This is a genomic window from Paraburkholderia sp. EG287B (assembly GCF_040965595.1).
In the GTDB taxonomy this organism is placed as follows: Bacteria; Pseudomonadota; Gammaproteobacteria; order Burkholderiales; family Burkholderiaceae; genus Paraburkholderia.
In genome coordinates, this window is the sequence record NZ_JBFRCG010000023.1 from 12,922 (window position 1) to 29,658 (window position 16,737).

10 protein-coding genes and 2 pseudogenes are annotated in these 16,737 nt (G+C 58.3%); 8 read left to right on the forward strand and 4 right to left on the reverse strand.

The features are described 5' to 3' along the window. The first annotated feature begins 55 nt into the window (after nucleotides 1-55). Entirely contained in the window at nucleotides 56-757 is a 702-nt protein-coding gene (locus AB4Y40_RS34240) for a hypothetical protein (protein WP_368691614.1), read from the forward strand. A gap of 331 nt (nucleotides 758-1,088) precedes the next feature. Here AB4Y40_RS34240 and AB4Y40_RS34245 read toward each other — a convergent pair whose 3' ends face one another. The 3 genes from AB4Y40_RS34245 to AB4Y40_RS34255 form a co-directional block, all read right to left on the reverse strand. Beyond that, entirely contained in the window at nucleotides 1,089-1,280 is a 192-nt protein-coding gene (locus AB4Y40_RS34245) for a type II toxin-antitoxin system VapB family antitoxin (protein WP_368691615.1), read from the reverse strand. 133 nt (nucleotides 1,281-1,413) lie between these two features. Then, nucleotides 1,414-1,869, reverse strand: coding sequence for an antitoxin Xre/MbcA/ParS toxin-binding domain-containing protein (locus tag AB4Y40_RS34250; protein WP_368691616.1), 456 nt, complete (start codon nucleotides 1,867-1,869; stop codon nucleotides 1,414-1,416). 460 nt (nucleotides 1,870-2,329) lie between these two features. Beyond that, nucleotides 2,330-2,704 carry a helix-turn-helix domain-containing protein gene (locus AB4Y40_RS34255; RefSeq protein ID WP_368691617.1) on the reverse strand — a complete coding sequence of 125 codons (375 nt, stop codon included), beginning with the start codon at nucleotides 2,702-2,704 and terminating at the stop codon, nucleotides 2,330-2,332. A 1,405-nt stretch (nucleotides 2,705-4,109) separates the two neighbouring features. On the opposite strand from AB4Y40_RS34255, the gene AB4Y40_RS34260 reads away from it, so the two are divergent. The 5 genes and pseudogenes from AB4Y40_RS34260 (at nucleotide 4,110) to AB4Y40_RS34280 (ending at nucleotide 11,793) form a co-directional block, all read left to right on the forward strand. Next, the gene (locus tag AB4Y40_RS34260) at nucleotides 4,110-4,322 is read left to right on the forward strand and encodes a hypothetical protein (protein ID WP_368691618.1); all 213 of its coding nucleotides are present in this window, start codon (nucleotides 4,110-4,112) and stop codon (nucleotides 4,320-4,322) included. After that, nucleotides 4,223-5,221: pseudogene (locus AB4Y40_RS34265) on the forward strand (OB-fold nucleic acid binding domain-containing protein); the annotation flags it as partial. The gene AB4Y40_RS34260 and the pseudogene AB4Y40_RS34265, both read left to right, overlap by 100 nt. An 87-nt stretch (nucleotides 5,222-5,308) precedes the next feature. Further along, nucleotides 5,309-6,469 (forward strand): DNA polymerase IV, encoded by a 1,161-nt coding sequence (gene dinB / locus AB4Y40_RS34270; protein WP_368691619.1) that lies wholly within the window; start codon nucleotides 5,309-5,311, stop codon nucleotides 6,467-6,469. Nucleotides 6,470-8,391: 1,922 nt separating this feature from the next. Further along, complete coding sequence (locus tag AB4Y40_RS34275) at nucleotides 8,392-10,485, forward strand: AAA family ATPase (RefSeq protein ID WP_368691620.1); 2,094 nt, start codon at nucleotides 8,392-8,394, stop codon at nucleotides 10,483-10,485. Nucleotides 10,486-10,632: 147 nt separating this feature from the next. Continuing rightward, a pseudogene (locus AB4Y40_RS34280) lies at nucleotides 10,633-11,793 on the forward strand (IS30 family transposase). Between the two features lie 226 nt (nucleotides 11,794-12,019). Here the strand turns inward: AB4Y40_RS34280 and AB4Y40_RS34285 are convergent. Further along, a complete protein-coding gene (locus AB4Y40_RS34285) occupies nucleotides 12,020-13,402 on the reverse strand; it encodes a replication initiation protein (RefSeq protein ID WP_342949635.1) in 1,383 nt (460 codons plus the stop codon). Between the two features lie 787 nt (nucleotides 13,403-14,189). On the opposite strand from AB4Y40_RS34285, the gene AB4Y40_RS34290 reads away from it, so the two are divergent. Next, nucleotides 14,190-15,398 (forward strand): AAA family ATPase, encoded by a 1,209-nt coding sequence (locus AB4Y40_RS34290; RefSeq protein WP_324148175.1) that lies wholly within the window; start codon nucleotides 14,190-14,192, stop codon nucleotides 15,396-15,398. After that, on the forward strand, nucleotides 15,395-16,366 hold the full coding sequence (locus AB4Y40_RS34295; RefSeq protein ID WP_368691621.1) for a ParB/RepB/Spo0J family partition protein: 972 nt from the start codon (nucleotides 15,395-15,397) through the stop codon (nucleotides 16,364-16,366). The genes AB4Y40_RS34290 and AB4Y40_RS34295 overlap by 4 nt, the downstream gene beginning before the upstream one ends. Nucleotides 16,367-16,737: the final 371 nt, after the last annotated feature.

Consider the following 16,737-nt stretch of genomic DNA (forward strand, 5'->3'; position numbering starts at 1 on the left):
CCCGGAAAACGCGCGCGATGATGGGGGTATTCAAAACGTAAAGGATACCTGAACGATGAAAGCAGCCAATCACATCAAAATTACCGCGGCGCTTTCGGCCTGTGGGTACAGCGTCGACATGAGCCAGCACGCACGTCTACGGGCAGCCGAGCGAACGTCCGTTGCGCCAAGCCGTGTGCTGGAGATGGTCACGACACGCCGTGCCGTGGCGCTGCCGTTTCGCTCCGCAAATCGCTCCTTCCACCTCTTCCTTGACAAGGAAAAGATGAATTTCATGGTTGCGGTAGTCGCTATCGAGGGCGGCAGCAAGAGCAGTCCAGCGAGCGTCGTGACGGTTCTGACACGCGAGTACTTCGAGAATGACGCGGGTCCAATCGGGAAAAAGGCGCTACGCATCGCAGCGAGCCGTGTGCTCGATCCTGTCGATTTCAGACGTTGGGAGCAGAGAGAATTCGGGCCGGGCGGCACGCGCCGCCGATACCGCGTCCTCACATATTACAAGCGGAAAGACGGCACTACGGGATGCAAGGTCTTCAACGACGCTCCGGTATGTGAGCACTTCGTCGATGAGTATGCGCTCACGAACGCCGCCGGCCACCCTGGATTCTGGGACTGGTACGCGCGTCAGGCGAGCCGCGCCAGCCTGCCCATCGCGTCGGTTGTCTCGATGCGCATCGCGGACACTGACAAGACTCGTCTGGAGGTCTCCGCTCCAGCGCGCGAATGCCCATGCTGCGAGGCGAGGAAGTCGTACTAAGCGATTTTGCCCGATCGCACGATTGCGGCGTGCCCTGTGCCGCAGTCGCAGCGATCGGGCGCAAAAATGAGCCGGCGCCCCAATCACGGGAGAGACTGGGGCATTGTGCTTTCAGCGCAGTGCCGTCTACAGCAGCAGCCCCAACCTTGCGTGACACGGTCTGGTGCATCTACCGCACGCCCGACTGAAAACGGACACTCAGAGCACGCGGTCGCGAATGGTGGGCAGCGGATTGCCGCGCACGGTCACGAGACTATCGCCGCCCTGCGCCCGGAGAGGATGTCATCGTCCCTGAAGAGGACAATCCATAGGCTGGAATTCGCAAGGGCCATCAGTCCCTTCTCATTTCATCTAGATTGCCCTGCCAGTCGATCTTGCCGCGGTACCTGCGAATTTCTTCCTGGCGCTTGAGCCGAATGATCGTACGCAAGGCGAGTTCCACCACCTCCTGTTCGGTCTGCAAGCCGGTTGCTGCAAGGGCCTCAGCCATCAGGCGATCGTCAACTTCGAATGTAGTACGCATGGTGTATGTCCATTCGCTATCTGAACAGATGTTACGTCCGTTCGCAGAAGACCGCCCGGCGGACCTCACTATGCAGCCTAAATTGCACCCGCAGTTTCCACGCCTCATTCCCGGACCCGAGTTCCGGCGACGATCACGCGAAGTATCCCTCGTCGAACTGAACCAGCGTGTCCTCGACAAGGCGTGCGCCGTGTTCCGTTGCTGTGATCTCGAGCGGCGTTTTCCCGGCGAATCGCTCCTTGCTGGCGCGAAGCCAGTTCATGGCTTTTACCGGGCTTCCAAACACCGTCTCGGCCTGTGCAACTATCCTCGCGAGACGGATGGCCTTGTCGGACTCATCGGTCGAGAGGCGCTCGCCGTTCTGGCGGCGATGTGAGAGCGTTCGGCGAGGAATGATGAAGAGGAGCTCTTCGGCCTTCAGACCATGCTCCCCGAGACGGTCAAGCACCTCCACGCCGATGCGCTGTGTCGCCAGCGCGGCAAGATCACGATCGGATCGGATAGGTGCCTGGAGCAAACCTCCCAGAAGCGAGAATTCGGTATGCCGCGGGTTGAAGCGTCCAGTGGGACGATACTCAGCGGTAGTCATGGACCCTCCAGGCAAAATGCCCAATCGCCATGGGCATTTTTTCACAAATTGTGCTTGCCTGTTGTAGCAGTCCGCGCCGCGCCAATCGCGTGCGATCCATCGACTACGGCAAATCCGTTCCCCGCAGCCAGTCACAGCTGACCGGCGCGCGTCGACCGGCAGTGGTTCGAGAAGTCCAGGCGTACGCCCCCGATCGTAAGCCAGCGAACCCCAGAAGGGCCCACTCCCGTCCGGTAACACTTGTCGTGTCCCGGCTCGCAAACGGAAGATGCAGCGGGAAAAGTCTCAACGTAGCATTGGTGACCTCCGCAGCACCTCGCGCTTCATCGCATCCAGGGGGCACCGCGGAGTACCTTAATACGGACCGTCAGGAAGCATCCGCTTTCCCGCGAGCGCTTGAGAAGCGATCTTCAGACCAACCCGTCAACCCCGAAGGATGCAGTCTTCGTTCAGGTCAGCATCAGTCAATGCGGGCATGCAGTTCGACGTGCGCTGCCGTGGCACGAACGATTTCGCGCGCCCCACGACCCGGATTGGGCATGTTTTCCACGATCACAAGCCCGGCATCACGCAAAACATCCACATCGCGCCTAACAGCGCTCCGGTCACGATGCAGGCGCCTCGCGATTTCCGAGACCGAGGCCGGCTCAGCTTTCACGGTTCGAAATACCCCGAGGCGCGCCCGTGTCAAAAGCTGCAGAAGATCTTCCGGATCCTCAAACTCGACACTGAATGTCTCGGCGAGGGACTTTCCCCGATCCGCTGCGCGGGCAATACGCCTGCCTTGCGCAAAGAAATCGTCGGGCGTCCCGAGTCCGATACGCAATTTCTTCATGCACATCTCCCAAAGTCGATCCAAGGCTTCTCAAAAAAACCCAATGGTTAAGTCGACGAGAGACCCGATACTATTCTCCCTCCGATTCCTACCGGTGCAACTCGCGACTCTTCAAAGTTACAGTTCCCCGCTCATGGACAACGCATTCGCACAGGCGCATATCCTTCTTCGCTGCTCTGTCCCTTTCTCGCATCGGGACCAGCTTTAGCCCGCCACTCGGCTGGGCTCGGGCAACAGCGTACCCGTACAACAAGGTGGACTAACCGTGAGTTCGATCGTGTCTTTAAAAAGTCAATCTTCCAGTGGCCTGCTCATTGTCCAATTCCAGCAACTGGCCCGGGCCTTACGGTTACCGGGTTACCTAGCCGAAGTTAGGCGCAGCGTCGAGTCCTTTTGTATCGGTGGAGACGAACCGAAGCGCATCCCACTGCCGTGATGGTCTGGGTAAAGGTAGCGCTCGTACTTGGTTAAATTGCCCTCGTCCCGGGTTGGGATAGGGGAGCCCTCCGCCTGTCTGTCGCCGAAATGCGATGAGTCAGCGGCCCGTCACGGGGACGGCAAAGGCCTCTTTGTGCGTGGGAGTTTGGTGGAATCCAAAAATCCAAAAGGGTCTGGGATGTTTTGGAACACGGCCCGGGATGCCCGCTCGGCAAGGGTTTGGCCTTACCTCAGTATTGGATAGTATTTGGATTCGAGTGCTTCTGAAAAAAACGCCGTGAGGCGTTTGAGTACTTCAATTTCACAGAGGTCAGGTGCGTCGCGAACCTCTTTAGGGGTGCCCGCTCGCGAGAGTTTGGGCTGCCGCAGTAGCGGCTTGGGTGTTCCTTGCGGCCGGAAGAAAGTCCAATCCGACTCGCTGGGCTGAAGTTGATCATATCGGCGGCAGGTCCGCAAGCGCCATGCTGATAAAAGAGCACCTTTGTTTCACGGCGGTGCGGACTTTTCAATGATTTAGGCATTGCGCGTCGCCACGTCGGCGGCGGATATGCACACAGCTGTGTGATTATTGTTGCGAGTATGCAAATACTGAACCATTCGTTGTTTCTTTCGAACCTGCGAGCCTTTGCCGTGTTGCGAGACTCGAACGGTCAATTTGCAGGTGTGTGCAGGTATTCACGGGCGCATGTGCAGCTACTTGCAGCCACGGCTTGCATGTACCCGCAGGCGCGCGCATGTACGTGCACGCTTGCAGGTACATGCCGGAATGTGCAGGTACGGTTATGTGCAACTACCCGGGTGACCATGCGGGACCACCAGCGTGACCATATGTGAGACTACCCGGGTCACGGGTCACTATGCGGGACCACCAGTGTGACCATATGTGAGACTACCCGGGTCACTATGCGGGACCACCGCAAGCACCTCGCGACGGCCGTCGTAGACGCCAACGCGGAGCGACATCAGCATGCTGTCGGCCGTGCGCCGTGCACTTGACCTGATTTCGGAAAAACGCGGTGAAGTGTTCGAGCTGCAGGACATTCCGGCCGAAGATCCCGCCACCTACGAGATGATCTGCCGCGCGGATACGATCGTGAATTCGCCGAACAGATCTTCGCGCAGATCCAGGGCTTCGGAGAGTATGGCTTTCCTGAAAGCCATACCGCGAGCTTCGCGCTGATGGTCTATGCGAGCGCATGGCTCAAGTGCCACGAGCCGACGGTATTTGCATGCGCGTTACTGAACAGCCAGCCGATGGGCTTCTACTCGCCCTCGCAACTGGTACAGGACGCGAAGCGCCATGGCGTGCGCATGCTGGCCGTCGACGTCACTGTGAGCAACTGGGATTCTGCGATTGAAGGCCCAACGACGCGCGATCCGTTGCGGCTCGGGATGTCGCTGATACGTGGCATGAAGGAAGAGTCCGCAGCGCGCATCGAGATGGCCCGCGCAGTACGGCCGTTCCGTGACGTTTCCGATCTCGCGCGCCGTGCGCAGCTCGACCGGCGCGATCTCGAAGTGCTGGCGGCCGCCAACGCCCTTCGCACGCTCGCCGGCGAGCGGCGCGCTGCCCTCTGGCAGGCCGTCGCGGCGGTACCCGACCGCGATTTGCTGCGTGGCGCCACCGAAGACGACGAGACGCCGGAGCTCGCGCCGATGAGCGAGGGGCAGGAGATCGTGAACGACTACCGCGCAACCGGCCTCACGCTCGGCCGCCATCCGCTCGCCCTGCTCCGACCGCGGCTCAGCAAGATGCGGCTCGTGGCCGCCGATGCTCTCATGCGCTATCGTAACGGGCAGCTGGCGCGCGCCTGCGGAAGCGTCACGGTCCGGCAGCGCCCGGGCACGGCGAAGGGCGTGATGTTCATGACGCTCGAAGATGAAACCGGCACCGTGAACATCATCGTCTGGCAGTCCGTGCTCGAGAAGTTCCGGCGCGAGGCATTGGGTTCGTCGCTGCTCGCCATCTACGGTGTGTGGCAGCGAGAGGGCGAAGTGAGGCACCTGGTTGCAAACCGGCTCGTTGACGTCAGCGCGCTGCTTGGTGAGCTTCCGACCGTGAACCGCAACTTCTGCTAGTGAGGCAACTGATGAACACTCACATGGGAACTGCGCTGATGCTCAAACACTTTCGGGCCGCCCGGGAATTTGCGTGGTAACCACAACATGGCAAGCCAACAACCGCGCCGGATTGCACACCTCGACATGGACGCGTTTTACGCGTCCGTGGAGCTGTTGCGCTATCCGGAACTGCGAGGCAAGGCGGTCGTGATCGGTGGCGGGCGCAATGCAGCGCCTGAAATGCTGGCGGACGGCACACGCCGCTTTGCACGGCTACGGGATTATGTCGGGCGAGGCGTAGTCACGACTTCGACCTATGAGGCGCGCGCCCTGGGCGTTTTCTCCGCAATGGGCATGATGAAAGCCGCTCAGCTCGCGCCTGATGCCATCCTCCTGCCTACGGACTTCGATTCCTACCGCCGCTACTCGCGACTCTTCAAGGACGCCGTTCACACGTTCACGGACCAGATTGAAGACCGCGGGATCGACGAGATCTACATCGATCTCACTGACGTGGAGGGCGAATCGCGGGATCTCGGCGACCGGATCAAGGCAGCCGTGCGGCAGGCGACCAGCCTCACCTGTTCGATCGCGATCGCGCCAAACAAGCTGCTCGCAAAAATCGGCTCCGAACTCGACAAGCCGGATGGCCTTACCATCCTCTCGATGGCCGATCTCGAGACACGCATCTGGCCGCTGGCGGCGAAGAAGGTCAACGGGATCGGTCCGCGCGCAAACGAACGACTGGCCAGCATCGGAATCGTGACGGTCGGCGAGCTTGCCGCAGCTGACCCAGGCCTCCTGCAGGAGCACTTCGGACGCACCTATGCCGCGTGGCTGGCGAGAATCGCTCGAGGCCTTGATGATCGCGCGGTCGTGGTGTCTTCGGAGCCGAAGTCGATGAGTCGCGAAACGACGTTCGAAAGGGACATGCATGTAAGCCGGGACCGCGCGATCCTGACGCCTGCACTGACACGCCTTTGCGAACGTGTGGCGGAAGATCTTCAGCGGAAAGGCTATGGCGGTCGGACCGTCGGTCTGAAGATCAAGTTCGCGGACTTCAAGATCGTCACACGCGATCTGTCGTTGCCCGAGCCGGTCGCAGATGCGGCGGCGATCCGCCGGGCCGTAGGTGAGTGCCTGAAACGGGTCCCGCTGGATCGGCGCATTCGCCTGATTGGCGTACGCATTGGCTCACTCGACCGCAACACAGGCGACGCTCCTGCCGCGACGCCGGCGCAAACGGAGTTGCCGTTTGACCGGTAACGACGTCGGATTCAACGGGACTTTCCGCCTGCCTTCCCGCTTTGGGATCAACACGCGGACGGTACTGGCGGGCCCGCTGCAACCGCCACTCACTGATGTTAATGGGTGAAGTTGGCATCCGGGGCTTGCTTCAGAACCGGCCGCGGCTAGTATTGAGAATCGATCGGCCGTGACTGCGTCGCAGGCGATGCTGCACCTCGGCAATGTCAGGCGAAGCCGCCCAGGCTATCCCCATTCAGAGGAACCCGCAATGAAAAGACGAAAGCGCCCTACCCCGCTTCCCGACGAGACATCCGGCGAGCTCCAGGCACGCCTGCGGCGTTTCGCCCTCGCCACACGTGAAGAAGCCCTGCGCCCTGCCACTGTTCCATTTCCGGAACACGTCACCGTACTTGCTGGCCCGCTGCGCAAGGTCCGTACGAAACCGGCTGACGCACCCACTGAATCTGGACAAGACTGCAGTGGTGACGAGGGATCGGATAAAGATGAATAGCGGATCCGCAGACGCTTTCCCGCCTCTGGCTTGACCTGGGCTGCGTGCGGGTCGCGCACTAAATCTGCCATATACCGCACGGCTTCGTGTGCGGTTCCAGCGACCACCGGATCCGTGATCGAACGGCATCCATCACGTGGTAACCATTTGATGGAGCACAGGTCCAGCGCAGGTCTCTGCTTCCATGGGACAAGTCGCTGTCGTTCATGTGCGATCCGGCATCGATGATGCATCTCGACCTGTCAATCAAACCTGCGGGGTCATGTATTGGGCAACATGCGTTTGACGTGCACGCATTCTCCTGAAGGTAACCAATCCCATGGACGGCGACCTTGCCGCCCCGCCGCCTCCGCGCATGTCTCAGGGAATGCAGCCTCGCGACGCTGAGAACGCCCCGAGTCAGCGTGTCATGCGACGCGTTCTTTGCTTCCCGCGATTCTGCATCAAGAACACGGATGAGCAGACCTAGCGCGCCTGCCCACAATGGTTTTTGTCGCCGTGCTCAACCGCTCCTTCCCGACGCACCAGTTGCTGCCACTGGTGTTTCAGCCGTCCGTTCGGGAAGCTGGTGTGCCTTGCGAACGTCATGCATGAAGCTTGCGGTTGCGCCATGGTGATGCTCTGTTACCTGCCGGCGCTACACATCTCCGGCCACGTTCTGCACCCGGATCATTCCCCGGTGCAACTTGCGCTCTAAAAAACTCATGAGAAGCTGAAACTGTCACGAACGTCAGTCCATCGTGACAACGCGGTTGACGCGCTCCACACGCGCGTCTTTGCAGCCACCACGTTAAACACGCGATATCACGCGCATAAGCTCAACAACATGTGAATTTGGAGTACGAACCAATGAACCGCAGAAGCAAGCTCTGGAAAATTGCCCTCGATGAGGCGCACGGGTTTCTCCTTGATGTCGTTGCCCCTCTTGTCGCTTTGGTCAGGTGGCTACGCCGTCGCAACAGGAAATGAGTTCACTGCATCCCAAATCAACGGCCACCGCCTTCGGAGTCAGCTTATGAAGATTCGCCGGTTTACCTACAAACCCAACGGGAAATCCGTGACTCGAATTTCGAGCAAACGGATGACGCTCTATGTACCCGACGAAGTTCCTGTCGAGGTACTCCGGTTCTGGCTCGCGCGTCTTACCGTAGATCTGCCTCGACGCCTGTCGACGCTGCGTTACGTCCGACGGCGCGAAACCAGGAGAAAACGCGTCCCTGTTTGCCGGATCAAAAGACGTCGCATCCGGCGCAGGCGCGTCCGCGTGCCGGTTCGCTTCTGGCGTCACGAAGCCGCCAGGTAGGCGCCCCCGCGGATATTCCTGCTTCTCGCTGTCGACTTGCGTCGCGAGGCGCGGGTCACATACTGGATCCAGATCACCCGGACGACAATCCTCGTGTGGTCCGAAACCCTCTCTCATGAGATCAAGATGAAGACCTTACATTTCGCATTGCTTACCATACTGCGTGTTACCGTGGTTATCGCCTGCCTGGCTTATCTGCATCACGAATGGCACGCGCTACTTCACCATGAAACGGTGCATGCTCTTGCTGTTTCGGTTGTGGCGCTCGTTGCAGCATCACTGGTCTGGATTCCAAACCGCGACGTGCGTGGCTGGACCTGGACAGCATTCGTCGTGCTTGTCTTTGGCATGACGCTCGCCACGCTCACCTTCACGACATGGAGTCTCGCTGCCATTACCGCCATCGCAGCCGCTTCTTTCAAGCTTTGGCGTCTGCACCAGCGCCGCATGCCTGTCGGGATGATTGTCGAGGGCACGCGTGTCTTCATCCCGCTTGAGATGAAGATCACGCCCCAGCAGCCTGTACAAGATGTATGTCCCGAGAAGCTGGCACCCGCGGCACGCACCAGGCTGGCGGCTTATGCAAACGAGTTGCCTGCCGCGCAGAAGTTACCGGTTGCTCCGACGCCGGCACCGCAGCCGGTCGCCAGTCACGAGCCGCGTGCAGTACCGGCTGCGCAGGTACCCACGCCCGTCTGGGATTTCAGCGAGAACGTTCGAAAGCCGCGACATGACTTTTCGGCTGTCGTCGGCATGGAGGATACAAAATCGCGCCTGTTACGCTCGGCTCGGGAAATTATTGAAGGCACGTCAAAAGCGCACCGGAACGGCATCCTGCTGTTCGGTGACCCGGGGAATGGTAAGACCCTCTTCGCGGAAGCGCTCGCGGGTGAACTGGACGTGCCCTTTCTCTCAATAAGCTACGGTGATATCGCGTCGAAGTGGGTCAACGAAACCCCTGCGAAGGTCAGGGCAGTCTTCGCCGAGGCACGACGAATCGGAACCTGCCTCCTCTTCATTGACGAGATCGACTCATTCCTCAAGCCGCGCGACGGAAATGTTCACTCGATGGACCGTGACTTGACCAATGTAATGTTGACCGAGATCGTTGGACTTCGCGGCGCAAAATCAAATGTGATCCTGGTGAGCGCCGCCAATTTTCTCGAGGGACTTGATGGTGCCGGCAAACGCGACGGCAGGTTCGACTACAAGATCGAAATTCCCGCGCCTGATCTCTCTGCTCGAGTTGCGCTTCTCTGGCGCTCAATCGCAGATGAACTGGGTAACAGTTTTGCACAGCGCGAGCCAATCACGGCGCTCGCCCGCCGATGGGAAGGATTTAGCGCCGCACGACTGACAGCATTGGGAGGACAACTGCGCGAGATGCATCGTGATGGCAAATTCACGGGCCCGGTAACGTTCGAGGTCGGCATGCAGGCGATGCGCCTTCTGCAGGGACGCAAGGGACGCCTGCCTGAGGACGTCAAGGACGTCTCTGAAATCATCATGCCTGATACATCCCGCGGTGCGCTGCACAGTCTGGCTTACCGTATGAAGGAAACAGAAAATCTTGAGAAGCTCGGATCGACACTTCCGCGCGGCGTCCTGTTTGTTGGACCACCCGGCACCGGAAAGACACAGGCCGCAATGGCCCTTGCCAAGACAGGGAATTTTGCATTCCTAAAGATAACTGGGGCAGACATAATCGCGGATCCACGTTCGTGGGACAAACTGTACCGCGAAGCGTGTGACATCCGTCCATGTGTCCTGTTCATCGACGAGGTAGATGGCATCCTGCAGGATCGACGACACAGCGGCCATGGCATGCTTACCGAAAAGCTCCTCGACACTCTCGACGGGGCTTCCGGCCGGACACCCGATGTGCTCTTCATCGCGGCCAGCAACCACATCAGCCGCATTGACACGGCCGCGGTGCGTAGCGGCCGGTTTGAGGAGAAGATTCTATTCGACGTTCCTACGAACAAGGCAATGTCCGCGTACGTGCGAACAATACTCGCCAATAAACTGGATGGCGCCTGGAAGGTGGAACCGGAAGCCGTCGTCCAGATGATCAGGTTTCTCGGCGGCCGGACTATCGCCGACGCCGACGCGCTCCTGCGCAAGTCGATCACCATCGCGGCGGTGCGGCGCACGCGCGAACGTACGGTGGATTTCCGGGCCACAGACGTGATACATGGGGCGCAAGCAATCTTCCCCTGATGACACGAAGACAACCTGAATTCTGTCTCCGTCGCGACACTACGTGTGTCGCGACGCGGTGCCGACCGCGAACTGCCGTTGTCGGCGGCGGATTCAACCGGTCGATGCAACACAATGAACGCTGCGCGAGCAGCGGGAGTGTTGCAAATGAAACAGAGGCGCCGGATCTACTACAGCGAGAGCCAGAAGGCGTTGATGTGGGCGCGCTGGCGTGCAGGCGAGTCACTGCAGCATATCGCCCAGCTTTTTAATCGCAATCATTCGTCGGTAGAGGGAATCCTGGCGCAAACTGGGGGAATCCAGCCTGCGCTACGGCAACGATCGAGGCTGGCACTCACGCTTGCTGAGCGCGAGGAGATCTCGAGAGGCCTTGTGGCGGGTGATTCGATCCAGTCAATTGCACGGCGACTGTCGCGATCACCTTCCACGATCTGTCGCGAGATTAAGCGCAACAGTGGAGCGAAACGCTACGGGGCGAGCCATGCCGACCAGTTTGCATGGGAACGCGCACAGCGGCCCAAGGTCTGCAAACTGGTCAGGCATCGGGAGCTGGCCCATATCGTTGCCGGCAAGCTTCAGTTGCAGTGGTCGCCTCAGCAAATTGCTGGATGGCTGAAACGCGCCTGCCCGCGCGACGAGGATCACCACGTGTCACACGAGACCATCTACCGCAGTCTCTTCATTTGGGCGCGGGGCGCCCTGAAGAAAGAACTGCTGGAACATTTACGGCGCACCCACGCCACGCGTCGCTCGCGGCATCACACCCAGAAGACGGACGATCACGGCAGGATCCGCGACGCAATATCAATTAGCGAACGGCCCGCCGCGATGGAAGACCGCGCGGTGCCTGGTCACTGGAAGGGGGATCTGCTGCGTGGCAGCAGCGGCAGCCAGATTGCGACACTTGTAGAGCGACAGACGCGCCATGTAATGCTGGCGAAGCTCACCAGCAAGGACAGCGAGATGGTAGTCAATGCGCTAATCAAACATGCCAGTAAGCTCCCGCACGAACTCTATAGATCGCTCACATGGTACCGGGGAACGGAGATGGCAGGCCACAAGCGATTCACCATTGCCACCGACATTGCCGTGTACTTCTGCGATCCGAAACATCCCTGGCAACGTGGTTCAAATGAAAATACCAATGGTCTCTTAAGGCAGTACTTCTCGAAAGGTATCGATCTGTCGGTCTACTCATAGGCCAAACTCAATGCCGTGTTAAGAAGGCTGAACGAGCGTCCGAGGAAAACGCTGAATTACGAAACGCCAGCTGAACGGTTCCAGCAAACTATTGCATCGACCGGTTGAATCCGCAGCCTTTCGGGTGCCGTTCCGGGCAGTCGCCTTGCAACTGTGTAGAGTCCGTACGACTCCATCCTCCTCCTCGTACGTCGGTCCGTACGAGGCCGTTCCACTTGCCATACGTCCAGTCGTACGTCCTTTCGTACGCTGTGCACGTCCGTGTGATCGAAACTATGGAGCGTACGAAGCTGCGTCGAGAGCTGGGCTGGTCTGGTTCTTTGCAGGCCGAGCACTAACGCCCCCTGCTTTTTCCGGTTCGCGATTTGTTGAACACGAATCCGGAGAACCCGTCCCGTAGGTCTGGGTACTTCGCGAACATCTCTTCGGCCAGGTCGGATGCCACGTCCATGCCGAGGCGACGCAGCGTAAGTTTCCCGGCAGCGCTCGCCTTATACGCTCGTCGCCAGTCCTCCCGCTGCTTTGCCGTCGCCTCCTGATACACCTCCCAGCCCCGACGCACTTCGTCCACGATGCGGTTTTGCGCATGTATGTCTTGCGCCGCTAGCTGTAACGCCAACCGCGTCTCGGCGTTCCCCTTTGCATCGACTTCGCACTTGTCCGTCAATGCAAGGCTCTCCTGAACCAAGACCATCTGACGCTCAGCGTCCGAAACGATCCACCCTTCTTTCAGGGCCTTCATGAAAAAGCCCGCCGGACTCTTTGAAACCTTGCCAAGCTTAAGGCTTAATCGGGTTCTCTCGACGGCTTGTTCGAGTCGCTCGTCGTTGTATGTCTCCCTATCCGACGCGATCTGACTGAACTGGGCACTCGACAGCCCGAACTCTTGCTTCAGGGTCTGGTAGAGGACTTGGGCTTGCTCGTGCGAATGCAACAGTCGCTCGGCCATCTCCTTACGCTCGATGCGAAAACGCAAGCGACCTATCTTCCTCGATCCTGGCTCATTTCGCGTCTCATACGACAAAGCTAAATCAGAGACGTTATTTATTTGATCGACCGCCGGAGCAAGCCAATCGCGCTTGAAATATTTGAACTCGCTGGCTTTCGCGCCCATCGCGCCCTGCCACGAGCGCAATTCTTCGAGCGTGAACCAATCTGTCAGGCCCTCGTCTGCGTAGGGCAACAGGCGATCGTACATCACACGTGCGTAGCTTAGGCTGAAAAGTGAAGTGATCCGCAGACTAAGCCAGTGGGACTTGCCCGGCCCACGAATTATGCCAATGAGGTCTGGCGGCACACGGAACTGAAATCGCCCGCCGGTATAGGAAATGCGACCGATCAACTGCACGGATCCGAATGGTTTTGTGCCATCTGCCTCGACCTCTGCAGTAGCTTGGATCAGTGCCCGTTGCGCTTCGGTAATAACTTGCTCAAGATGCGAGTTATTCCGACTGGAATAGCGCATTAGCCACTTGAAATAGTCGAGCTCCACGTCGTAGAGATCACGGGCATCCTTCTCTTGGGCGACGATGAAGTACGCAGCGTCAATCAAGCGACGAGCGGCAACACCTAAATCGACGATACGGATAAGGACGTTCTTTCGTGCAAAGCCTATATCGGACCGAGCGGCGTCAACTGGCAAGTCCTCGGCGCTGGCGTCGTCGAACAGAGCCAAGGCCAATTGCCTAGATGTGGCCACTTGCCCTGCTGTCGTCATCCGACTCCCCCTGTGTCTTGTCAGCTATTCGAGCGGTACGGTACCGACCGCAAGGTGCGCTGTCAACACAGAACACCTCACCTTTCTCCCGGCACCTTCACAAAATTCCTCACCTTAGGTTTTCCCGAACACAATTCGCCTCACCTGTGTCGCCCAAAGACTTCACCTTGCGAGCCAAATTTCCTCACTTTGACGTGGTAAACGCCTCACCTACGCGCTCAATTAACAGCACCACAGACACATAACGCCTCACCTTGCGTCGCTAAGTATCTGATCTTACGAGAAACGCCATCTCTCGTTTGTGGTTGGTAGGTTCTTTCTTTTAAAGAAAACAAACAACGGCGTCTCGAGAATGACTGTGCGATTAGCGTTGGGAAGAACCTTGATTTCCGGCGAGACGGGAGGGTGCGGATACAGCGAAGGCGCACAAAGGGCAAATTCACGGTGAGGCAAATTGTGTTTCGCAGCGAAAGCCGCTGGCAATCGTTAGGCTTTTGGCCTTCTAAGGTGAGGTGTTTTGTGATGGCCCTGGTGAAGTGTGCGACGGAGGCCCGGGTCGATTGGCCGAGCCCGGCAGCGACGCGCTCTCTTTTTGGGTCGTAGCTCGCTGAAAACGCTATGTTTTTTACGTGGATGCACCCGAAATACGTCCGTGCGCACAAATGTAATAGCAATTCTGCGGTGTCGCTAGTATTCTACGGTTCGGTAGACGTATGAAGCTAAACCGTAGAAATGCTCGGTGGGCGAGTAGAAATCACCTCACCGTGAACAAAAAGGAAATTTCTGTATGAACCTAAGCGAGCTTCCGGGCATCGATCGACGCGTCAAACTCTCGGACTTCGGTGAGTTCGCGGAACGGCTCAAGGTGATGACCGACGAACTTCGTGACCAGATCTTGGCACCGCGACCGCGCAAGACCGCACCGGTTTTCACGATTGGTGAACTCTCGGATCTCTGCGGCTTGGATCGCCAAAAGATCAATTATCTCGCGACGAAGGAAGGTAGCGACCTGCCAGCCGGAGAAACGCACGGAACTGGGCGAGCACGAATTTTTTCCCTGAAGGACGCGCGGAGTTGGGTGCAGCAGGTCTCCGCGATCTACCAGACGCCCCTCGTAACCGGCACTCGCGAACAGCGCGGGCGCGTATTGACCACGGCAAACTTCAAGGGTGGCTCGTGCAAGACCACGACATCAATGTGTCTTGGACAGGGTCTCAGTCTGCGAGGCAGAAAGGTGCTTATGATCGATCTCGATCCTCAGGCATCACTGTCGGAACTTTGCGGACTGTATGCGGAGAAGGATATTACGTGGGAAGACACCGTCCTGCCCTATATCTATGAGCCGAATATTGAAGGGGGGTTGGCATCCAAAGTGCAAAGCACCTATTGGGATGGACTTGATGTAATTCCGGCCCACAACTATTTGCACGATGCTGAGTTTCAACTGCCCGCGGCCCAGAAGACAACCCCAGGGTTCGAGTTCTGGTCGGTGCTGCGAAAAGGTATTGAGCCACTCCGCGCGCAGTACGACTACATCATCCTGGACACAGCACCATCGCTGTCGTACATGACGCTGAATGGTCTGATGGCAGCGGATTCTATGGTGATGCCGCTAGTCCCGGAGAGCCTGGATTTCATATCCTCGGCGTCCTTTTGGTCGCTGTTCGCCGAGGTTGCAAATGGCTTTGCAGAACACGAAGTGGATAAGACGTATGACTTTGTTTCCGTGCTGCTATCGAAAGTGGACTACGGCACCACGTCGTCGGCACCTGTGGTGCGATCGTGGTCGCAACGAGCTTACGGCGACTGGCTTCACACTACGGAGATTCCGGCGAGTTCAGTTATGAGCAATGGGGCGCTTGCTTTTTCGACGGTGTTCGATTTGTCACGCGCGGACACGGTTGCGAAAACCCTTGCTCGGGTAAAACAGCCGCTTATGGATTACTGCAAGTGGATCGATGACCAGTACGTTGCACAGTGGAGGGCGGGACAATGAGTAGCCTGCGTGATCGTATGATGGCTAAGACTGCAGATGTTCGGGCAGCGAAAGATATCCAGCTCGAGGCACAGCAGGAAAAGAACAAGGCTCCGCTCACCGCACCCGGAATGGCTGGTGCCCTTGCTCAAGCTCAAAAGCGAATAACGGAACTGGAAAAGGCAGGGACGGCATCCGAGTTCAATGTCAGCGACATAGTCCCAAATCCTTGGCAGCCTCGGCAAGTTTTCGCTGAGGGTAAGCTCACGCAGCTGGCCGAATCGATTCGGGAAGCGGGACTTGTTCAACCGATTGTTATTCGTCGGAACGGCCCGGGCTATCAAATAGTTGCAGGTGAGCGACGCTGGCGCGCTCACAAGATGATCGGGAAAGAGACCATCAAGGGGTTGGTGGTTGAGTTGTCGGACGAAGAGATGGCTATGCTTGCTCTCGTCGAGAACGTCGCGCGAGAGGACTTGTCGGATTACGAGATTTCTCGCTCGATCCGCCGAACGGAAAAGGAATTTCCTAACCGTAAGCGGATGGCCGAAGCGTTAGGGATCTCGCGCTCTGAACTCTATCGTTACTTGGCATTTGCGGAACTACCAGACTTCGTGATTAGGGACCTGGATGTTCAGCCTCGCTTGCTTGGAGCGCATGCTGCGCAAAATGTGGTCTCTGCTCTTCGTGAGCAGGAGCCGCGAGCATTTGAGGTTGCGAGGGAAGTATGGACTAGAGTCGTTGCCGGAGATTTGGATCAAACGAAGCTGGCTAGAGCGATCAAGCAGGCTATTGACGATGATGGAAAGGTGGCCGGGAATGTCAGCGATCGCAGCATCGACAAGATTTTCGCCGGAGGAAATCAGGCCGGCTCGATCACAAAAGACTCTGTCGGGCTCACTGTGAAGATCAGGGCCGGGATGCTGACTGACGAAAAGGAAAAGCAGATTCGTGAACTGATCACCCAACTGTTTGCCACCGCATCCTAACCTGCTGGCGATTCGCAAGAAAGAAAGCCCGACGTGTCGGGCTTTTTTTTCGCCTGCGAGTTCTGTCGCGCAGAAGGCACCGGGCCTCCTTGCATGCGCTGCGCAATGTGAACTGTTCTCGTAGCCTGCGATCCTTATCTGAGGATTATTTTGAATTCTCGACAGCCTCGATTCGGCATCAACGTTGTCGGCGAAAGGACTCGGTGGCCGTGGCGCTGGTACAGCTGTCTCCATTGGAGACACAGGGCCCTCGACTGGCACAAGGTGCCGCGGACGGGCAGCTTGTCGCGCGCTTCATGACATTTCAAGGCGCTTGCGCTTCTGGTGGAGAAACATCGTGTGATAGGCCGCAACGTCTGAATGCAACGAGC